Genomic DNA, 20,618 nt, shown 5'->3' on the forward strand with positions numbered 1-20,618 from the left:
CTGCGCATCGACCTGGCCGATCAGAGTGCACGCGATGCTCTGTCCCAGACTCACCGCCGCCTGACCGGATTGCTTGCCCACGAACAGGCCTCTCTGGCAATTGCTCAGCGTTGCAGCGCCTTGCCTGCGGGCGTACCGCTGTTCAGTGCACTGTTGAATTACCGCCACAGCGCGGTGCCCAGTGAGGTAAACGAGGCTGCCGACGAGGCCTGGCAGGGTATCGAGCTGTTGCAGTCCGGCGAGCGCAGCAGCTATCCGTTGACGCTCAGCGTCGATGATCTGGGCGAAGCGTTCGACCTGACGGCGCTGACCTCGACAGGTATCGATGCCCGACGTATTTGTGCGTACCTTTCCAGTGCCGTGAACGGGCTGGTCGATGCCCTCGAGCAGTCACCGGCGGAACCGATTCAAACCCTGAATATTCTGCCCGGCACCGAGCGAACCGAACTGCTCAATGGCTTCAATGCCGATCGCCTTACGGCGGAGTACCCGCTGCCCGTTCACCTACGTATCGAACAGCAGGCGCTTGACCAGCCGAACGCACTGGCTGCTCAGGCGGGCGACCAGCATTTGAGCTACGGCGAGTTGAATGCCCGTGCCAACGCATTGGCCCATCATCTGATCGGACTGGGCGTACGTCCTGACGACCGGGTGGCGGTGGTCGCGCGGCGCGGTCTGGAGACGCTGACGGGGCTGCTGGCAGTGCTGAAAGCCGGGGCGAGCTACGTACCGGTCGATCCGGCCCACCCGGATGAACGCATCAGCTATCTGCTGGAGAACAGCGCGCCCGTGGTGGTGTTGGCTCAATTCGACCTGCTGACGCGTCTGCCCGAACTGCAGGTGCCGGTGATCGCGCTTGATCGCCCGGACTGGTCACAGCGCACCGACAACCCGTCCGTGCCGGAAATGACCACGCACCATCTGGCTTACGTGATTTACACCTCGGGGTCCACCGGGCTGCCCAAGGGCGTGATGGTCGAGCACCGCACGCTGAACAATCTGGTGGATTGGCACTGTGAAGCGTTCAACCTGCGTGCCGGCAGTCATACCGCCAGCGTTGCCGGGTTTGGTTTCGACGCCATGGCCTGGGAAGTCTGGCCTGCGCTGTGTGCCGGTGCGGTGCTGCACCTGCCGCCAGCTGAGATTGGCAACGAACAGCTCGATGTGCTGCTCGACTGGTGGCTGGCTCAGCCGCTGCAGGTGGCGTTTCTGCCGACCCCGGTGGCCGAATACGCCTTCAGCCGTGAATTACACCATCCGACGCTGCAGACTTTGTTGATTGGCGGTGATCGTTTACGCCATTTCAACCGTGATCCGGGTTTCGCCGTGGTCAACAACTATGGCCCGACAGAGACCACGGTGGTGGCCAGCTCTGGCCGGATGCAGCCGGGCAAGGTGCTGCACATTGGCAAGCCGGTTTTTCATGCCCGACTGTACGTACTGGATTCGCGTGGACAGCCAGTGCCACTCGGGGTGCCCGGCGAGTTGTACATCGGCGGCACAGGCGTGGCTCGCGGCTATCTGAACCGTGCGGACCTGACCGCAGAACGCTTCCTCGACGATCCGTTCAGCGACAGCCCCGGCGCCCGAATGTATCGCTCCGGCGATCTGGTGCGCTGGCTGTCCGACGGGACGCTTGAATACCTGGGCCGCAACGATGATCAGGTGAAGATCCGTGGCGTGCGTATCGAGCCGGGAGAGATCGAACAGCACCTGGCGCAATGCCCGGGCGTCGGCGAAGCGGTGGTGACCACCCAGCGTCTGGACGATGGTTCGTTGCGTCTGGTGGGCTACTTCACCCGTCGCGATGCATCGCTCGACAGTGCCGCCTTGCGTGCGCATCTGTTGGGGCAGCTCCCGGAATACATGGTGCCTGCGGTATTTGTAGGTCTTGATACGCTGCCATTGACCCAGAACGGCAAGGTCGACCGCAAGGCGTTGCCTGCGCCGGACCTGGCCGCTCTTGCGAACCTCGCCTACCAAGCGCCTTCGACAGCGCTGGAAGAGCGTCTGGCGGAGGTGTGGGCCGAGGTTCTTGAAGTCGGAAAAATAGGCAGGCACGACAGCTTCTTCGAATTGGGCGGCCATTCGCTATCGGCCATCCGTCTGGTCAGCCTGCTGCAAAAAGCAGGCGTGTCACTGACGCTGGCCGAGCTGTTTCAGCACCCTAGCGTCGCAGCACTGGCAGGGTTGCTCGACCAGCGTCCAGGATCACCGGACGAAGCTCGTGAGGTGATCACAGTGCGTGCCGGTGGCAGCGAGTCACCGTTGTTTCTGCTCCACGATTTCACAGGGCTGGATGCTTATTTCCCTGTGCTTGGGCAACATCTTCAGGGCGACTTTCCGATTTACGGCTTGCCGGGCATTGGCCTTGGGCAGCAGCAATTACGCACCATGGAGTGCCTGGCTGCGCGGATGGTGGAGCGCATTCGTCAGGTCCAGCCGCGCGGTCCGTATCGGTTGGCTGGCTGGTCGTTTGGTGGGGTTATGGCCTACGAAGTGGCTACTCAACTGCTGGGCATGGACGAGGCCGTCACATTCCTCGGCCTGATCGACAGCTATGTGCCACGCCTTACCGATCAGGGCAAGGCACGCTGGCAGGGACCTGACTTGCTTGAGCGGCAATTGCTCTCGCACTGCACTGCGCACTGGCAAGCCCAGGCGGGTGAGGGTGCCGCCAGGTTGGCGCGCCTCACCTCATTGAGCGAGCAAGCACCGCTGCCGGACTTCGCGACGCTGTTGCAACTGTGCCGCGACGAAGGTCTGTTGTACGAGGAGCTGGCGCTGGCGAGCGATCAGCAGTTGCACCATTACCTGGACCGGGAAGTGGCGCATGGTCAGGCCCTGGCGCATTACCAGCTGGAACCGCTCAGCCTGCCGATCCATTTGTTCCGCGCCGAACAGCGTCCAATGGCGCCGATCGGAAGCAGTTCGACCCTGGGCTGGGGTGAGATTCTCTCCAGAAATCAACTGCAGTGCGTCGATGTCCCGGGGGACCACATGACGATGATGCAGGCACCGCACGTGGCCGTGCTCGGTCGGAGCATCGTTCAGGCGTTGCACAGCGTGCCCGCCACGCCACCGCCGGCACCGGCTCATCAGTCGCTGCTGGCGATCCAGAGCGGGCGTGACGGGCATGCGCCAGTGTTTTGTGTACCGGGCGCCGGTGACAGCGTCACCAGCTTCATTGGCCTGGCAGAGGCGCTGGGGCCGGACTGGCCGATCCACGGCCTGCAACCGCGCGGCCTGGACGGTCGCAGTGTTCCGCACAGCAGGGTGGAAGCGGCAGCGCAGAGCCATGTGCAAGCCATCGAAGCGCTGTATCCGAAAGGCCCGCTGCATCTGGTTGGGCATTCGTTCGGAGGCTGGGCGGCGCACGCCATGGCGGTCAAGCTTCAGGCCCGAGGCCGCGAGGTTGTCTCGTTGACCTTGATCGACAGCGAGGCGCCTGGCGGCGAGGGTCTGAGCAGCAAGCCTTATACCGCCACCGCCGTGCTGGAACGCCTGATCGAGGCGCTGCAGCTGTCCAGTGGAAGAAGCCTGGAGCTCGACCCACTGGCGTTTGCCGACAGCGACACGGTCGCGCAAATGCACCTGCTTCAGCAGGCCATGGTGCGCGTCGGGTTATTGCCGCCACGTCTGGCGGCACAGGCCCTGCAAGGGATCGTCCGCACGTTTGCCAGCGCCTTGCGCACGGTCTATCGACCTGAGCCGGGAGGCTACAGCGGCAGGGCAAGTCTGGTACTGGTGAATGACCCGCATCTGGATGCGCTGGACAATCAACTCGAACATGCCGCTTGCGCAAGCCAATGGCAGCATTTGCTGCCGCAACTTTCGCTCTGGGAGGGGCCGGGTAACCACTTCAGCGTCCTGAAAGCTCCGGACGTCTACAGCCTGGCGGCCTGGTGGTATGACGGATTGACAGTCGGTGTGGGGGAAACGCAATGACTTGGTGGGTATTGATAAAGCGTGATTGCAGGCGCAGGGAGGTCTTGCATCGGAGGCGGTGAGGGTGGATCCGGGAGGGGCGATCGGTATCGCCCCGTCCGTTGCATCGACTGGCGGTCAGCAGGTTGAAAAAACGCCCGCTGATGAGCCATACATCCAGCGCATCAGTGAATTACGACCGCTGATGCCCAGTTTGATCGCCGCACGGCGCTGGTAACTGCCCACGGTATTGACCTTGAGTGCGAGCCGCTCGGCCTGCTCAAGCGCGGTATGACCGGCGAGCAGCCCAAGGCACACCTGGGTTTCGCGTTCGGACAACGTCAGACCCGTTTCGCGCAGTCGTTCCTGGAAGCGCTTCTCAATGCTTTCGGGCTTTTTATGCTCGATGCCGGGCATTGCCGATTGCAGAGCATTGACATGTTTTTCAAGTATCGAAAACAGCAGAGGGGAAATGTCGCCCAGCTGCCGGCGTTCCTTTTCTGAGAATTCGTGCGCGGGAAGCGCCCGAAATACCGTTATTTTACAACTAAAGCTTTCCGAGGCCTGATCAGGGTAAAGATGAATGGAGTCACTGAGCAACAGCGTGCCCCGCGATGATGTGACGGTCTCGTTAAAGACCGTTGGTGCAGAGGCAGGCGGCGTTTGCCAGGGCTGCGGCAGTGATGAGAGGTGCGTGGCATCTACGGCAAGCTGAGTATCGATCAGCTTGTGGAACATGCTGGAAAAATTCCCGCTACCGATGCTGGCGATGGCCCTGCCAATCTGCGGAAGTAGTGTGTGAGGCATTTAGTCATCCATGAGTTTAGAACTGCTGACAATGTTATAGACGCTGTAAGCATGGCGCAGTCACATCAACTTAGTCGCTGGCGTTTTCGGCGCGAGATCAGCGTTAGATGCCCACTAGAGCATCTCTAGTGGAGTACAGCAAAGAGTATCGTCCTGAGGTTACCTAAATACTTCACTATCAGAAAGAGTGATGGTCAGCGGTCGGACGGCGGACAATGGCGTCGCAGAAGTGGGGCGGGCTGGCCGGCGTTAGCTCATGCTGCCTGATGTTGTGACGGGAAGTAGAAAGTGAATAAACCCCCCGCGCATATGCATGTAAACGTCGTGGTATGGCGGGGTAACATCGTTCGGCAGGCGCCTACTTCCCGATCATGAGTCGGGTGACCAGACGCGTAAGCCGTCCGTAAGGTGCCGAGACCTTGTCGGACATGTTGAAACGACCGAGCTTGAGAACGCCGCGGGCATGGGACAGGCGAACGAAGCCTTCGTAGCCGTGATAGGCCCCGGTGCCACTGTCGCCGACACCGCCAAAGGGCAGGTCATCCTGGGTTGCGTGCAGCATGGTGCCATTGATGGTCACGCCGCCGGACTGCGTGCGGTTCAGCACCCTGTCCACAGACGTTTGAACGTTGGAAAAGCAATAAAGGGCCAGCGGTGCCGGACGAGCATTGATAAAGGCGATGGCTTCATCCAGAGAGTCATACGCGAGCACCGGCAGCAGCGGGCCGAAAATCTCTTCGCCCATGACATCTGCGTTCAGGGACACCTGAGTGAGTGCCATTGGTGCAATCTTGCGTTCGCCCGCCGTTGCAGGCGCATTGTGTTGCCACGCCTTGGCCCCCGTCGCGACGGCCTGACTGGCCATCGCCATAAGCCGGTCGTAGTGGCGCTGGGAGATGATCGAGGTGTAGTCCGGATTGCCATCGAGGGTCGGGTAAAGTTTTTTTGCCGCAGCCAGCCACTCGCTGGCAAAGCTGTCCACCTGTTCGCGCGGGACGAGGACATAGTCAGGTGCTACGCAGGTCTGACCGGCGTTGAACAGTTTGCCGATAGCGATCGTCCGAGCGGCTTTCGGGATCGAAAAGTCGTCGCAGACCACGACTGGCGACTTGCCGCCCAGCTCCAGTGTGACCGGTGTCAGATGGCGTGCCGCCGCCGCCATGACCTGGCGGCCCACGTGGGTCGAGCCGGTAAACAGCAGATGGTCAAAAGGCAGCTCACTGAACTGGCCCGCCAGCGTGGCGTCGCCAGTGACCACGACAACCTGCTCGGCGGGAAACGTTTCGCCGAGCAACTGCCTGAGCAGCTCGGAGGTTCGGGGTGTCAGTTCCGAAGGTTTGATCATCGCCCGGTTACCTGCAGCCAGCGCCTCTATCAAGGGCACCAGCGTCAGCGTCAACGGGTAGTTCCACGGAGCGAGAATGCCGACGACGCCCAGCGGCTGATAAACCACCCGTGCTGCGGCGGGCCTGAAGACAATACCCGCCTTGCGCCGGGACGGACGCATCCACGCTTTGAGGTGCGAGCGGATGTGCTTGATGCCGTTGACCACCGGCATCAATTCACCGAGCCGGGTTTCGTCGAACGAACGGTTGCCGAAGTCTGCGCTGACCGCCTCGAGCAACCTGTCCTGATTATCGCTGACCATACGCAGGACGGCGTTGAGGTCTGCGATTCGTTGATCGTAGGAAGGTGCGCCCTGAGCACGGAATGCAGCCTGCTGTGCCTCGAACAGCTCGGTTAGCCCGGCAGCGTGGAACGTGGTACCTGGCGGAACCCTGGCGGGTTGATTCATGACGCTGCTCCTGTGGCTGCGTGTTTTTTATAGTCACTGCGACCGAACCTGCCGCAAGTGCAGGCGTGTCAGCGGTAATGTGTCGATGTCCTGGCTCACCTAACCGTATAGGACACTGCAAAGCCAATGGAGGGGCGATCCGGCCGGTTAAAGTGGCTGGAACGGCCAACCTGTATTGCAATCATTGCTCGCCATGCACAGGTTCGGGCGCCAGGCGATCCAGATGACTGACAATCATCGCTGCCACCATCGCGCAGGTTTTCGCGGGCTCCAGCGGTTCATCGAACAACAACTCAATGGTCGCGTGAATCATTTCCACCGCAACGCGGGCAACCATGGCGATGTCCTCGGACGCCGCGTCTGGAAAAGCACTGCCGATGATGGCGGCCTGAGCCTTGGAAACCCTGCGGTGGGAGTCGAGCCGCACATGCTCCAGCGCGGGAACCGCCCTCAGTGCCTTGAGCGTCCACATGCCGCCCAGCGTGGCATCGGTGACCCGGTACGTATCCAGAATAAGCTCGGCGAGCGCCTGCTCAAGCGCCTGAGGCGTACCTGCGATCAGCTCGGGGGTGATCCAGTGATCGATCCGCTCGTTCTGTTTCTCGAGCAGACGTTCGCCCAGCACCGTCAACAGCGCGTACTTATTGGGGAAATAGCGATACAACGCGGGCGGCGTAAGGCCGGCCCGTTCGCATACCAGATTGGTCGACAAACGTTCTATGCCGACCTCGCACAGGGTGTTTGCCGTGGCGACCAGAATGCGTTCGTAGGTTTCGGTAGCACGCTGCTGCGCGGGCAACTTCTTGCGTTCAACGCTTTTCCCGGCGATCTGCTCGGGAAGGGTTTCGGTTTTCAGCCTGGCCATAAGTACCTGTCAAGAAGAATGGGGCGCCAGCATGACGATCAAAAAAACAGTTGCTGCACGATAAAATGATAGTTATAACTATCGTGTAGCGATGACTATCATAACTGAAGCGTCGTTATTGTGACGGTCTGTCAAAACAAAAAATAAAAAAGGTGACGCTATGAACGTACGGCAGTGGCTTTTCCTCTCTTCGGTTCTGATGTGCTCCACCGGCATTCATGCTGCTGCCGGTCCGCTTGAGGCCAAGGGCCTTTGGCTGACGGCGGAAAAGGACGCGGTAGTCAGGCTTGACGACTGCGCAGACAAGACCGGCGCTATCTGCGGCCAGATTGTCTGGGTCAAGGATGCTGCTTCGACGTCGAGTGACTGCGGCGTACAGATTCTGCAGCTGACCCGCTACGACCAGGACGCCTGGCGTGATGGCTGGGTGTATGACCCCCGTGATCAGAAAAAATATAAGGGCGCCGTTCGAGTCAAGGATGGACGCCTCAATGTAAGGGCTTTTGTTGGCACCGAAGTTCTCGGCAAGACAGAGCAATTCGAGCGAATCGCAACACTGCCTCCTGCCCCGGTTTGCAAATCGTAAATCCGGCCCTTTAGCGTGGGAGAGAATCATGCGCACGTATACAACCCGTTATGTAATGGCTGCAGCCCTCTGCTGCGCAGCAAGCCCGACTCTTGCCATCGCCGATGAAATGTCGAGCTACGCAGTGGATGTTACCGCCAAGGTCAGCTCGGACATTCGTACCCGCGGGATTTCCGATTCTCTGAATCGGCCCGGGGCCAAGGTGACCCTCCAGGTCGCCCATGAAACAGGCCTGGTGGCGCTTGCCGAATTTACCACGGTCAGCAAGAAACAGTTCCTCGACGGCGACGGTGCAGGTGTATTGCTGGCGGGCGGTTATCGCTTCGGCGATCCGGATGCCTGGCACTATGGCGTCGGGCTGGCGGCCGAGATGTTTCCAGGGGCTCAGTTCAAGGCGCCGAACCGGTTCGATTTCGAAACGTTCACGCCAGGTGAAGAGCACTCGACCAATTACAACAGCCAGTTCGCCGTGCTTGAAATCGGTTACGGCGCGCTCGAAGGGCGAATCGCCCGGGTGCTCTCGAAAAACTACCGGGGTGCCAACAGTGGCGGGGTATGCGGCGCGCAATTGCAGTTCCGCGATGACCCGACCAAAGGCCTCGATTGCTATGCCAAGGGTGACCGCAACTCCCGGGGCAGCATGCTCTATGACCTCGATTACAAATACGCGCTGGGCATCAACACCAACCTGAAGCTGCACGCCGGCTATCAACAGATCGAAAACTTCTCGGAAGCCGACTTTGCCGATTATGGCGCAGGTCTGGTCCACCACTGGTGGGGCTTCGACTGGGGGCTTGACTGGGTGACGACCAAGACCAGGGCGCGCGAGCTGTATATGGCCGAGGACGACGGACATGTGCGCACCACGGACGGCAGTCGCTGGGTAGCGTCGATTTCCCGCACATTCTGAGTAGACCTTTATGACTTCGCTTTTCATTTCCCGGACGCCTGAGGCGGCTACCGGCCTGGAGCAACTCGTCCTCGCGATCGACCTGGGAACGTCCGGCTGCAAGTGCGCGCTGGTCTCCATGGAGGGAGACATCCGCGCCTGGGCGTTTCACGGTGTACCGCTGCACGTCAGTGGCCTGAGTGCCGAGCAGGAACCCGAGGACTGGTGGAACGCGTTTCTGCTTGGTGCCCACGAATTGCTGGCAGCCGACCCGCTCAGGCGTCGTCAGGTGGTGGCCGTGTGTTGCTCGACGCAAAGCGAAGGCACGGTCTGTGTCGATCGCGACGGGACCGCGATTGGCCGGGCGCTGCTGTGGCTGGACAAACGCGGCGCCGACTCGATCAAAAAACGCATGGGCGGAGGCTGGTGCAATCTGGGCGGCTACGGGCCGCTCAAACTCTGGAAATCGCTGCGACTGACCGGCGGGGTAGCGTCGCTGTCGGGCATGGATTCGGCCGGGCACATGGCCTATATCCTTGACCACGATCCGGCAAGGTATGACCAGACGCACAAGTTTCTGAATGTGCTCGACTATATGAACATGCGCTTGTCTGGGCGTTTCTGCGCCACAGGTGACTCGATGCTGACCGCCTGGGTAACCGACAATCGCGATCCTCATCACATCCGTTACGACGCCAGCCTGATCAGGGCTCTGGGTATCGACGCAGGCAAGCTGCCTGAGCTGGTGGGCTCGACGGAAGTCATCGGCACCTTGAAGCCCGAGCTCGCCGATGCTTTGGGGCTGCTTCGATCCACACCTGTGGTGGCGGGTGCTGTGGACACCTCGGCGGTGGCCGTTGGCGCCACCGTGCGCGACTTCGCTCCGCATCTTTATCTGGGCACCTCGTCGTGGGTCGGCGCTCACGTGCCGTTCAAGAAATCCAGTGTTCGCCACCACATTGCTGCGGTACCCAGTGCGGTCAAGGGCCGGTATCTGGCAATGGCCATGCAATCGGCGGCGGGCTCCAATCTGTCGTTTCTGCGCGACAAGGTGCTGTATCACCCGGACGAGTTGCTGAGCGATGAGCAGCAGCCGGACGTGTACGCCTTGCTGGACCGTATCGCCGCCCGAGTGCCACCGGGTTCGAGGGGGCTGATCTACACGCCATGGTTGTGTGGCGAGCGCTCTCCGGTAGGTGATCCGAGCCTGCGTGCCGGCCTGATCAACCTGAAACTCGAGCACTCGCGGGAAGACATCATCCGGGCCTTCATGGAGGGCGTCGCGCACAACACGCGCTGGATGCTGGAACCGTTCTCGCAATTTATCGGCCAGTCGCGCGGAGTCATCGTCGCCACCGGAGGCGGAGCGCAATCGGATGTGTGGTGCCAGATCATGGCCGATGTCTGCGGGCGAGTCATTCAGCAACCGCATAACCCGATTCAGACCAACGCACGCGGTGCGGCCTTCATTGCTGCAGTAGCGCTCGAAAAACTGCAGTTCAACGATCTGCCGGCCCTGCAACGGCCGCATCGGCTGTACGAACCCTCCGAATCAACCCGAAACCTGTATGACGACCGCTTCGCCACGTTCAAGGAAGTCCGCAAACGTCTGGCGCCGCTCTATCGCAGGTTGAACCCATCGCAGGAGACGGCACCATGAGCAATGTTCAACAGCAGATCGTCGACCTGTCGCGGCATCTGTCACGCCGCGGCTTCTTTGCCGCAACCGGCGGCAACCTTGCGCTGCGTATCGACGCATTGCACATCGCGGTCACTCCGTCGGCCACCGACTACTTCAGCATGCGGCCAGAGGACGTCTGCGTATTGCGACTCAAGGACCTAAAGCAGCTGTCGGGTGAACGTTCGCCCTCGGTTGAAAGCGAGCTGCACGCGAAAGTCCTGCGCAGTCGCCCGGACGTCAATTGCAGCATTCATACCCATCAACCATTGGCCAGCGCCTGCACATTGTTCGGCAAATCGCTGGAAGTGCCATACCCGCCGCTGTGGCAATCGCTGGGCCGGCGAATTCAGCTGGTGGGTTATGCGCCGTCCGGTTCCGGTTGGCTGGCGGGCAAGCTGGAAAAGACCATCCGGCCTGACCAAAACGCCTACCTGATGCGCAATCACGGCGTTCTGTGCTGTGGCCCGGACATAGAAGCCACCCTGAAGCGCCTGGAGGACCTGGAAACATTCTGTCGTGACCATCTTCTCAACCAGATCAAAGCCAACAGCCGTGGCAAACCCGAATCACGCGTTGCAATAGCACGCCTGATCGACGCCCTGACCAGTGCCGGCTCGCATGCCCTCAGCCCTCAGACTTTTTCAGAGACTCAATCATGAACAGACCTCTCGATCCTGCCAACATCCCTGACATTCCCGCATCGGCCGTGTCGCAATGGCCCGATGTCGATTCACTGTATCGCCGCTTCGATGAGCTGGTGAAACAGCCGATTCGCCCGATCAAGCGCGACGCGATGAACACGATCATGGGCTATTTCGACGAGCGCTGCCAAGGCTCGAAGCGGCTTTCCGAGGCGGCGAAAAAGGTCATACCGGGAGGCGTGCAACATAACCTGGCGTTCAACTATCCGTTTCCGCTGGCCTTCGCCCAGGCTAACGGTGCGCACCTGACCGATGTCGATGGCAATCGCTACACCGACTTCCTGCAGGCAGGCGGCCCGACGTTGCTGGGCTCCAACCATCCGGCCATTCGCGAACAGGTTGACCGGATTCTCGATGAGTGCGGGCCGGTGACCGGCTTGCTGCATGAATATGAAGTCAAACTGGCGGAACTGGTCTGCCAATCGATGCCGGGCGTCGACATGCTGCGCTTGCTGGGCTCGGGCACCGAGGCGGTCATGGCCGCGGTTCGCCTGGCCCGTGCCTATACCCGCAAGAAATGGGTGATCAAGATCGGCGGCGCCTACCACGGCTGGAGCGACCAGTTGGTCTATGGCATGCGCTTGCCGGGCACCGGGCGCATGGAGGCAGTGGGAATCCCGCGAGGCGCCACCGCAAACACTCAGGAGAGCCCACCCAACAATCTCGATGCGTTGCGTCGCAGGCTGCAAATCAATCGTCTGCGTGGTGGCACCGCAGCCATTATGGTCGAACCTTTTGGCCCGGAAAGTGGCACGCGTCCGGTGCACGCCGACTTCAACCGACAGCTGCGTGCGCTGTGCAACGAATTCGATGCCCTGCTGATCTTCGACGAAGTGGTCACCGGATTCCGTGCCGGTCTGGGCGGCGCACAGGCTTATTTCAATGTCATGCCGGACATCACTGTACTGGGCAAATGCCTGACCGGGGGCTATCCGATGGCGGGTGCCATTGGCGGGCGCCGGGACGTGATGCAACTGCTTGCCGGTGGCATCGGCACATCCTCGCGACGGGCGTTCGTCGGCGGCACGCTGTCGGCCAATCCGTTGTCATGCGTCGCTGGTTATTACGCGCTGGTCGAAGCCCGCCGCCTGAACGCGCCGGCGCTGGCGGGAAGGGCGGGCGACCGTATGCGCGCAGGACTGGAAGAGATCATCAATCGGCGCGGCTTGCCCTACGTGGCGTACAACATGGGCTCCATCGTTCACCTGCAGACGTCCGGCGTCCTGCTGCTCGATACCGGCAACCCGCTCAAGCTGCTGAGGGCGCGCAATGAAGCCAAGACTCGCAAGCACATGATGGAAGAGATGGGCGCCGCGTATACCGCTCACGGCCTGATCACGCTGGCCGGGAGCCGCTTGTACACCAGCCTGGCTGACACCGACGATGTCATCGACGACGCGCTCGAACGCTTCGACGCTGTCTTTCAGTTGGTGTGAGGTGAGCAGCATGCGCGATTCACTTCGAAAACAGTGGTTTGATCTGCGTGAACGCCTGATGGGGCAGGTGGACTCACACAGCAGTGTGTCGTTGCGATTGCCGGGCGAACAGAGCATGTGGCTGGGCAAGCTCGACGACCTGGCGCCGCAGGTGGTTGATTGCAACGACTCGGCAGCGGGCGACGGCCAGACGCACGCGGCGATCTACCGCGCCCGAGCTGACGTCGGCGCCGTTCTGCTCGGCGGCGGTGCCTTCGCCAAAAGCCTGGTGGATTTTGGCGGAGTCCTGCCGATTCTATTTGATGAGCAGGCACGCCATATAGGCCATATGGCTACGCCTGCCAGTTCCGAGCAACCACTGGCGCGACTGTTGAAGCGTGGGGGAAATGCTGCGGTGATCGACAGCACACCGGTGGTGATGGGTACTACAGGGGCGCGAATGGTCCTCAATGCAGAGTTGTTCGAAAAATGCGCCAAGGCCTATACGCTGGCCAAGGCATGTGGCACGCACCTTACGTTACTGCCCTGGTGGGTGGTGCTGGTGGCCAACGGAAGGCTGATGAAAGACGAGAAGCGGGCGGCGCAGTGTTTTGCCGAAGGCCGTATTCCGCCTGAAACCCGCGGTTACTGAAACTTCCGAAGAGGCGCATGCCATGCAAACGTCGTCCGCTGTAACTCGCAGGCACCTGAGTGCCGCCTTGGCACTGGGCTCTGTCGCGGTGCTGATGGTAGGGCTGCAACCATTGCTTCTTGGCGAGTTACTGGCGCAAGACCACGTATCACTGGAAGGTGTCGGGCTGGTCGCAATGGGTGAAATCGTCGCGCTGGGGCTCGGTGTGGTGCTGGGCGACCTGCTGCGTTCGATGCTCAACCTGCGCCTGCTGACGGTCATCGCCATCCTGTGCGCTGCCGGAATGGATCTGGTCACGGCCAATGTCACCGGCGACGGGCCGTTGACCGCTGCACGCGCGCTGGCGGGGCTGGCCGAGGGCCTACTGCTCTGGGGCGCCGTCAGCCTTATCGTTCAGGGGCCTGCGCCAGACCGGGTGGCAGGCGTGTTCATGGTCGTCCAGACCCTGGCTCAGGCACTGATGGCCGCAGCGCTTGCGTACCTGATACTGCCTGATCGTAGCGTGCATGCAGGGTTCGTGTTTCTGGGAATGCTGACCGCAAGCTCAGTGCTGTTCGTTGTCTGGTTACCAGGACGCTTGCCGCAGCAGCCTGACAGACAGCTGGATACATCAGGTTTCAGATGGAATTTGAAGCAAGTGCTGCTGCTGATGCTGGTGTTCATGCAGCTCTCGGCCGTTGGCGGGTTGTGGGCGTATCTGGAGCCGCTGGGCCTCCACGCAGGGCTGGGCGCTCATGCGGCGCAATTGCTGGTGTCCGCGATGTTATTCATGCAGGTGCTGGGCGGCTGCCTGGGCATTCTGCTGGTACGCAGGGTGCCTGATTACTCGATGTTGGCTACCGCCGCGTTTCTTCTGGCCGGCATTGCATTGGGCATGTACATAACAGCCGATCAGGGGGTAAACGTATTTCTGGGCCTGTGCGCGCTGTTTGCCCTGATCTACCTGATGCTGACCCCGTTTCAGGTGCGCATTGCGCTGCAGATAGACCCCTCGGGACGCATCGCCGGGCTCATTCCCGGCATGCAACTGCTGGGCTGCGCATTCGGACCGCTGCTGGCGTCGCAATGGGTGTCTGGCGACAATGCTCAACCGGTACTGCTGGTCAGCGTCTGGCTGTCGGTATCGGCTTTGTGCCTGATAGCGCTGCTGCACCGGCGGGCAGTTGATAGAAGGGTCGGGGTTGTGGGCGGGGTTTGATTGGCGGCGTACTTAACAGTAATGGGAGTAGCCGATTCACCCATCCCGGCAGGCATTGTCTCGGAAAACGTACAAACAGGACACAAGGGGCGCTTTTTCAGCGCTAATTTGTCGTGCAGGTCAATCGCCCGGATGCAGCGCGGATCAACGTGTTGCGGGCTGACAGCCCCGATTTCACGCAGCGGCGATGGGCCTTTTGAAAAAAAGAGCGTGGACTCGGGATATAACACTAATTAGAATCAGTCTCATTTGGCGCATCCCATCGCTCAAGGCTTTTGACATGACTCAAGCAGCGACGCTATCACAGCAGACCTTGCATTCCCTGTACCGCGATCATCATGGCTGGCTGGAAAGCTGGCTGCGCAGACGCATGGGCAATGCCTGGGATGCGGCTGACCTGAGTCAGGATACGTTCCTGCGCGTGCTCTCCAGCTCCCAGCAGATCGCCGATATGCAGGAGCCGCGTGCCTACCTGCTGACCGTGGGCAAGCGGCTGCTGAGTAATTTCTACACTCGCCGCAGCCTTGAACAGGCTTATCTGGAAGCGCTGGCGCAGTTGCCCGAAGAAAGCGTGCCGTCGCCGGAGCAGCGCTGGTTGCTTCTGGAAACCCTGCAGGCGCTGGACGAGCTGCTCGATGGTCTGTCGGCAGTGGTGCGGCGGGCGTTTCTCTGGAGTCAGCTCGAGGGGCTGGGCTATCGGGAAATCGCTGAACGCCTGAGTGTTTCCGAACGCACCGTCAAACGCTATATGGCACAAGCCTACGAGCACTGTTTGCTGGTGGACTGGTGATTCGTCCGGCACCTTCTACCGAAGAACGCGAGGTAGTACGCAAAGCGGCGCAGTGGCTGGCGCTTCTGGAATCCGGTGGTGCCAGCGATGAAGATCACGCCATGCTGCAACACTGGCGTGACAGCTCCGCCAGTCACGAACGCGCCTGGCAAAAGGCCCAACAGCTGCGTCAGCGTTTTTTCGGTCTGCCTGCCAACCTCGCCATGGCGACGCTGGATCGTCCTGACAAGGCCAGGCGTGCGACGCTAAAAAGAGCGTTGGGCGCCGTGACACTGGTCCCTGCAGTCTGGCTGCTGGGGCGTCAATTGCCGCTGGATGTCTGGCGTGCCGACCTGCAAACCGCAGTCGGCGAGCACAAGCGCCTGTCGCTGGCTGATGGCAGCATGTTGCAACTGAATACCGACAGTGCGGTGAACGTGGACATGGGCGCCCGGGCAATCACCCTTGTACGGGGCGAAATAGCCCTCAAGGTGCCTGGCAGCGCGCCGCTGACCATCAACGGTCCTTACGGGCGCATCGTGGTTGGCCGGAGTGAAGTCTGTGTGCGTCTCAACGCAAGCGATTGCAGGGTCTCGGTCATCAGCGGCACGGTGCAGCTTTATCCCCTGCGCGGGCCGGTGCTGGCCTTGAATGCGCAGCAGCAGGTCACGCTGAAGCAGAGCGGCATCGGTCCTGTCAGTGCCTTCGACGCCTTGCTGCCTGGCTGGCGCGACGATGTGCTGAGCGCGCAGAACCAGTCACTGGGCGATTTCCTTCGCGAGCTGAGTCGTTACCGTCCGGGCCTGCTGCGCTGGGAACCTGAGCTGGAAAACCTGCGAGTGACGGGCAGTTTCAGGCTCGACAATACCGACCGCGTGCTGTCCTTGCTGGCGGCCAGTCTGCCGGTGGACGTGCAGATGCGCACGCGTTATTGGGTGACCCTGGTGCCTCGAAAAAACATTTCGACAAAAAATAGTGCGTAATGCTGTCCCTTTTTTTTGTCTCGCTGGTCATTCCAGGTAAGTGCACAAAAAATACGAGAGCTTCCCTCTATGTCCGCAGTGTCTTCCTACCGTTTGCGTCCACTTTTGCATTTCAGCCTGTTGCTGACGTTGAGTTCCAGTCCGTTATTTGTCTCGACCAGTTGGGCCGACACATCGGGCAGACGCGCCTATGAGGTGCCGGCCGGCAGCCTGAGCGCTGCGCTCACCCGTTTCGCCGGGCAGGCCGGGGTCAACCTGTCGGTAGATCCTGCGCTGGTGAACGGGCGGAACAGTTCGGGGTTGTCCGGCGAGTTCGCGGTCGAGGAAGGCTTTGCGCGCCTGCTGCAAGGTTCCGGCCTGCAACTGATGCCCGTCGGGGAGCAGGCCTACACGCTGATCCCGGCACCTGACAGCGCCAGCGCAGGCCTGCAACTTGCACCCACCTCGATTGTCGGTGACAGCGGCTCTACCGATGGCCAGGAATACGCAGGCGGCCAAGTGGCACGCAAAGGCTCGCAGGGCATGCTGGGTTCGCGGGACTTCATGGAAACGCCGTTCAGCATGACCACCTACACCAAGGACGCGGTGAAAAACCAGCAGGCCCGAACCTTGGGCGACCTGATCGCCAGTGACCCGTCAGTGCGTGCCACCAACCCCGCAGGCGGGCGTTACGAGCAGTTCACGATTCGCGGCTTCAGCCTGTTCAACAGCGACGTTTCCTACAACGGCCTGTACGGCATTCTGCCCACTTACACGATCGACATGGAAATGGCCGAACGGGTGGATATCCTCAAGGGGCCGAGCCAGTTGATCAACGGCATTTCGCCGCGAGGCAGTGTCGGCGGCGGGATCAACGTGGTCCCCAAGCGCGCGACGGATAAACCGCTCACCGAGCTCACCACCAGCTATGCCTCCAAGGGGCAGGTGGGTGCTGCAGTCGATGTAGCCCGTCGGTTTGGCGAAGACGACAAGTTCGGGATTCGTTTCAACGGCGTGAAACAGTCCGGCGACACTGAATGGGATCACCAGAGCGTTGATCGCGACATGGCCGTTTTGGGCCTGGATTTCCGTGGTGATCGCCTGCGTCTGTCGACGGACATCGGGCACACCGAACGCGACACCGATGCTCCGCAGGAACGCGTGCAGGTCGGTGCCAACGCGAAGGTGCCCAACGCCAACGATGTGCGTGACAACTATGCGCAGTCCTGGAGCAAGGCGCGCACCAAGGATACGTTCGGCTCAGTGAATGCCGAATATGACCTCAGCGACTCGGTGATGCTCTACGGCGGTGTCGGCGCGCGCAAAAGTAACCATGACTTCCTGCGCCATGCGGTATCGGTCACCAACGATGCAGGCGACTTCAGCGTTCAACCACGCGATTTCACCCGTGACGAAAATGTGCGCACAGCCACCGCCGGCGCGCGCAGCTGGTTCACTACCGGGCCGGTCAGCCACGAGGTCAACCTGGCTGCCAGCTATTTCTATATGGACTTTGAAAACGGTGGTGCACGCTATGCGGCAGCGCCGAGCAATCTTTACAACCCGGTCGACACGCCGACACCCTCGAATCCCACGCGGGCCGACTCCAAGGTTTACACCGAGAACCGTTTTAGCGGTGTGGCGCTGACTGACACGCTAGGGTTTTTCGAGGACCGTCTGCTGCTGACACTCGGCGCCCGCTGGCAGCGTGTCAAGGTTGATGACTGGACCGATGGCGTGAAAGGCGACACCGCCTACGATGAGGAAAAGGTCTCACCATCAGGCGGCATCCTGTACAAGGTGACCGACGACTTTTCGGTGTACGCCAACTACATGGAAGGCCTGAGCCAGGGCAAGATCGCTCCGTCGACCTCGGTGAACGAAGACCAGATCTTCCCGCCGTTCGTCAGTCGTCAGGTCGAGGTCGGCGCCAAATATGACCTGGGGTCATTCGCCTTCACCGCCAGCGTATTCCGTATCAAACAACCGGCCTACGAGACCAATACCACCTCCCGTGTGTTCGGCCCGAACGGCAAGCGCCGTAACGACGGTGTCGAGCTGACCATGTTCGGTGAGCCGATGAAGGGCTTCCGTCTGCTGGGCGGGGTGATGTACATCGACAGCGAACTGACCAACACCGTCAATGGCACATTCGACGGCAACCGCGCACCGGCCACCCCCAAGTACAACGTCAATCTGGGGGCCGAGTGGGACGTTCCGGGCGTAAACGGTCTGACCCTGACCGGACGGGGCATCTACACCGGTTCGCAGTATCTGGATCAGGCCAACAGCAAAAGCATCGACTCATCGGAGCGTTTCGACGTCGGTGCGCGGTATGCTTTCAAGGTCGATCAGAAGGACATCACACTGCGGGCCAACGTCGAGAACGTGATGAACAAGTACTACTGGAGCTCGGCCGGCGCGTCGGATGACAGCGAGCCGGGGCTGACCCTGTCGACACCGCGCACCTATCTGTTGTCGGCCACCATCGGTTTCTGAGTGGATACGCGACGCCCAGGGAAGGGCTCACGTGTATAGCGAACGACCGGCAGTCCTCATCGAGGGATAACCTGTGTGCAGTATTAAATAATCAACCTCAACACGGCGACACCACAGTCTGTTATTTAAATAGACTGCTTGGTCATATGCCAGAATAACAAATGGCCACTTTCAATAGTGGCACATTGAGTTATACCGATTAATTCTGTCGGTATAACTGCGTGCCTTATTCATTGTCAGGCGCGCAGAAACGTTCATTTAAATTTCATCTTTGTTTTCGAAATAATGGGTTGCACTTTTAGGTAAATGATAATAATTTGCATCCAGAAATCCAGCGAGGACTTACAGATGTTGAATAATGGCTTATTGCACTCTACGACGTCGCAGAAAACCAATGCCAACTATCTGGACAGGCAGAGCAAGTTTGAATCGAATGTAAGGAGTTACCCGCGCAAGTTGCCATTGGCGATAGCCAAGGCACATGGCGTATGGGTCACGGATGTCGAAGGCACCACGTATCTGGACTGCCTGGCCGGCGCCGGAACATTGGCACTTGGACACAATCACGAAGCTATCATGGCCAGTCTCGACAGCTTCCTGACCTCGGGCATGCCGATGCACACCCTTGACCTGACCACTGCGGTCAAGGACGCCTTCAGCGAAACGCTGCTGAGTCTGCTGCCAGGACAGGGGCGTGATTACTGCCTGCAATTCTGTGGTCCGTCCGGGGCCGACGCCGTCGAAGCCGCGATCAAACTGGCCAAGACCGCCACCGGCCGTCATAACATCATCAGCTTTTCCGGCGCCTACCACGGCATGACCCACGGCGCCCTGGCGCTGACCGGCAACACGGCGCCAAAAAACGCTGTCGCTAACCTGATGCCCGGTGTGCAGTTCCTGCCGTATCCCCACGAATACCGTTGCCCGCTGGGCATTGGCGGCGAGGCCGGCACTGAAGCACTGAGTTATTACTTCACCCAGTTCATCGAAGACGTGGAAAGTGGTGTGTCGCTCCCGGCCGCGGTAATTCTGGAAGCGGTGCAGGGCGAGGGCGGTGTCAATCCGGCACCTGCGGCATGGCTGCGCCAGATTCGCGAAGTCACCCGAAAGCACGGCATTCTGCTGATTCTGGATGAAGTGCAGGCCGGTTTTGGCCGTACCGGCAAGATGTTTGCCTTCGAACACGCGGGGATCGAACCCGACGTCATCGTCATGTCCAAGGCGGTCGGCGGCGGTCTGCCGTTGGCAGTGCTGGGTTTCAAACGCGAGTTCGACGCCTGGTCTCCGGGCAATCATGCCGGCACCTTTCGTGGCAACCAGATGGCCATGGCCACCGGCCTGGCGACCCTTGAAGTGCTGCAGCGACAGAACCTCGCTGGCCAGGCCGCAAAACGTGGCGACTGGCTCAAGGAACAGCTCGGTCTGTTGCAACAACGCTATCCGGCGATCGGCAATGTGCGCGGCCGCGGCCTGATGCTGGGCATCGAGATTGTCGATGAGCGCAAAGCGGCTGACCGCCTCGGCAGCCTGCCGATGGACCCGGACCTGGCTGTCGCCATTCAGCAGCATTGTTTCAAACAGGGGTTGTTACTTGAACGCGGTGGTCGCAATGGCAATGTCATTCGCTTATTGCCGCCGTTGATCATTACCGAAGAGCAATGCCACTTGGTGATCCAGCGTTTTGAACAAGCGCTCAAGGCGGCACTGTCCCAGCTACGTAAATAAAAGTTTGTAATAAGCAAGGCATAAACAGCCCATCATCGTGACACTGATATCACGATTGAAACAACACCGCACACAACGTTTGGCTGGGCGAACTTATCGCCCCTCGACAGCTCGATTGTTGTGCCGCAAGCGATAAATCAACGTTTG

At 60.4% G+C, this 20,618-nt stretch carries 15 protein-coding genes (1 of these 15 running past the window's edge); 12 read left to right on the forward strand and 3 right to left on the reverse strand.

Going from position 1 to position 20,618, the window contains the following annotated elements:
* Positions 1-3,948: the end of a non-ribosomal peptide synthetase gene (locus PI739_RS19015; protein WP_271352100.1), read on the forward strand. It extends 13,833 nt beyond the left edge of the window; the window shows 3,948 of its 17,781 coding nt (coding positions 13,834-17,781); the start codon falls outside the window, past its left edge; the stop codon is at positions 3,946-3,948.
* Positions 3,949-4,065: 117 nt separating this feature from the next.
* Here the strand turns inward: PI739_RS19015 and PI739_RS19020 are convergent, their stop codons facing one another.
* From PI739_RS19020 to PI739_RS19030, 3 genes are all read right to left on the reverse strand, one after another.
* Positions 4,066-4,734, reverse strand: coding sequence for a helix-turn-helix transcriptional regulator (locus PI739_RS19020; protein WP_003434001.1), 669 nt, complete (start codon positions 4,732-4,734; stop codon positions 4,066-4,068).
* 358 nt (positions 4,735-5,092) lie between these two features.
* A complete protein-coding gene (locus tag PI739_RS19025) occupies positions 5,093-6,529 on the reverse strand; it encodes a coniferyl aldehyde dehydrogenase (RefSeq protein ID WP_054081429.1) in 1,437 nt (478 codons plus the stop codon).
* A 181-nt stretch (positions 6,530-6,710) separates the two neighbouring features.
* Positions 6,711-7,394, reverse strand: coding sequence for a TetR/AcrR family transcriptional regulator (locus tag PI739_RS19030; RefSeq protein WP_054081428.1), 684 nt, complete (start codon positions 7,392-7,394; stop codon positions 6,711-6,713).
* A 160-nt stretch (positions 7,395-7,554) separates the two neighbouring features.
* Here PI739_RS19030 and PI739_RS19035 point away from each other — a divergent pair, with 160 nt between their 5' ends.
* The 11 genes from PI739_RS19035 to PI739_RS19085 all read left to right on the forward strand — a co-directional run bounded on the left by PI739_RS19035 (position 7,555) and on the right by PI739_RS19085 (position 20,471).
* Positions 7,555-7,980 (forward strand): DUF2147 domain-containing protein, encoded by a 426-nt coding sequence (locus PI739_RS19035; protein WP_054081427.1) that lies wholly within the window; start codon positions 7,555-7,557, stop codon positions 7,978-7,980.
* A gap of 28 nt (positions 7,981-8,008) precedes the next feature.
* Positions 8,009-8,890, forward strand: a complete 882-nt coding sequence (locus PI739_RS19040; protein WP_054081426.1) for a TorF family putative porin — start codon at positions 8,009-8,011, stop codon at positions 8,888-8,890.
* Between the two features lie 10 nt (positions 8,891-8,900).
* Entirely contained in the window at positions 8,901-10,529 is a 1,629-nt protein-coding gene (locus PI739_RS19045) for a xylulokinase (RefSeq protein WP_003372836.1), read from the forward strand.
* Positions 10,526-11,209 (forward strand): class II aldolase/adducin family protein, encoded by a 684-nt coding sequence (locus PI739_RS19050; RefSeq protein ID WP_003372838.1) that lies wholly within the window; start codon positions 10,526-10,528, stop codon positions 11,207-11,209. Before PI739_RS19045 ends, PI739_RS19050 begins: the two co-directional genes overlap by 4 nt.
* Entirely contained in the window at positions 11,206-12,687 is a 1,482-nt protein-coding gene (locus tag PI739_RS19055; protein WP_054081425.1) for an aspartate aminotransferase family protein, read from the forward strand. The genes PI739_RS19050 and PI739_RS19055 overlap by 4 nt, the downstream gene beginning before the upstream one ends.
* A gap of 10 nt (positions 12,688-12,697) precedes the next feature.
* Complete coding sequence (locus PI739_RS19060) at positions 12,698-13,318, forward strand: hypothetical protein (protein ID WP_003372840.1); 621 nt, start codon at positions 12,698-12,700, stop codon at positions 13,316-13,318.
* Positions 13,319-13,340: 22 nt separating this feature from the next.
* Positions 13,341-14,516 (forward strand): MFS transporter, encoded by a 1,176-nt coding sequence (locus tag PI739_RS19065; RefSeq protein ID WP_003372842.1) that lies wholly within the window; start codon positions 13,341-13,343, stop codon positions 14,514-14,516.
* Between the two features lie 280 nt (positions 14,517-14,796).
* Positions 14,797-15,306: a sigma-70 family RNA polymerase sigma factor gene (locus PI739_RS19070; RefSeq protein WP_003318943.1), complete on the forward strand. Its 510-nt coding sequence runs from the start codon at positions 14,797-14,799 to the stop codon at positions 15,304-15,306.
* Positions 15,303-16,268 carry a FecR domain-containing protein gene (locus PI739_RS19075; RefSeq protein ID WP_054081424.1) on the forward strand — a complete coding sequence of 322 codons (966 nt, stop codon included), beginning with the start codon at positions 15,303-15,305 and terminating at the stop codon, positions 16,266-16,268. The genes PI739_RS19070 and PI739_RS19075 overlap by 4 nt, the downstream gene beginning before the upstream one ends.
* 69 nt (positions 16,269-16,337) lie before the next feature.
* Complete coding sequence (locus PI739_RS19080) at positions 16,338-18,746, forward strand: TonB-dependent receptor (protein WP_054081423.1); 2,409 nt, start codon at positions 16,338-16,340, stop codon at positions 18,744-18,746.
* 348 nt (positions 18,747-19,094) lie between these two features.
* The gene (locus PI739_RS19085; protein WP_003372849.1) at positions 19,095-20,471 is read left to right on the forward strand and encodes a diaminobutyrate--2-oxoglutarate transaminase; all 1,377 of its coding nucleotides are present in this window, start codon (positions 19,095-19,097) and stop codon (positions 20,469-20,471) included.
* The last annotated feature ends 147 nt before the right edge of the window (positions 20,472-20,618 follow it).

Origin of the sequence: Pseudomonas cerasi, assembly GCF_027983475.1 — a bacterium.
Classification (GTDB): Bacteria; Pseudomonadota; Gammaproteobacteria; order Pseudomonadales; family Pseudomonadaceae; genus Aquipseudomonas; species Aquipseudomonas cerasi.

What these genes read in the sequence shown, in the direction of transcription:
- PI739_RS19070 (WP_003318943.1), top strand. Translation starts at nt 14,797, where the DNA reads ATGACTCAAGCAGCGACGCTATCACAGCAGACCTTGCATTCCCTGTAC.
- PI739_RS19050 (WP_003372838.1), top strand. Translation starts at nt 10,526, where the DNA reads ATGAGCAATGTTCAACAGCAGATCGTCGACCTGTCGCGGCATCTGTCA.
- PI739_RS19020 (WP_003434001.1), bottom strand. Translation starts at nt 4,734, where the DNA reads ATGCCTCACACACTACTTCCGCAGATTGGCAGGGCCATCGCCAGCATC.
- PI739_RS19065 (WP_003372842.1), top strand. Translation starts at nt 13,341, where the DNA reads ATGCAAACGTCGTCCGCTGTAACTCGCAGGCACCTGAGTGCCGCCTTG.
- PI739_RS19025 (WP_054081429.1), bottom strand. Translation starts at nt 6,529, where the DNA reads ATGAATCAACCCGCCAGGGTTCCGCCAGGTACCACGTTCCACGCTGCC.
- PI739_RS19085 (WP_003372849.1), top strand. Translation starts at nt 19,095, where the DNA reads ATGTTGAATAATGGCTTATTGCACTCTACGACGTCGCAGAAAACCAAT.
- PI739_RS19035 (WP_054081427.1), top strand. Translation starts at nt 7,555, where the DNA reads ATGAACGTACGGCAGTGGCTTTTCCTCTCTTCGGTTCTGATGTGCTCC.
- PI739_RS19030 (WP_054081428.1), bottom strand. Translation starts at nt 7,394, where the DNA reads ATGGCCAGGCTGAAAACCGAAACCCTTCCCGAGCAGATCGCCGGGAAA.
- PI739_RS19055 (WP_054081425.1), top strand. Translation starts at nt 11,206, where the DNA reads ATGAACAGACCTCTCGATCCTGCCAACATCCCTGACATTCCCGCATCG.
- PI739_RS19080 (WP_054081423.1), top strand. Translation starts at nt 16,338, where the DNA reads ATGTCCGCAGTGTCTTCCTACCGTTTGCGTCCACTTTTGCATTTCAGC.
- PI739_RS19060 (WP_003372840.1), top strand. Translation starts at nt 12,698, where the DNA reads ATGCGCGATTCACTTCGAAAACAGTGGTTTGATCTGCGTGAACGCCTG.
- PI739_RS19045 (WP_003372836.1), top strand. Translation starts at nt 8,901, where the DNA reads ATGACTTCGCTTTTCATTTCCCGGACGCCTGAGGCGGCTACCGGCCTG.
- PI739_RS19040 (WP_054081426.1), top strand. Translation starts at nt 8,009, where the DNA reads ATGCGCACGTATACAACCCGTTATGTAATGGCTGCAGCCCTCTGCTGC.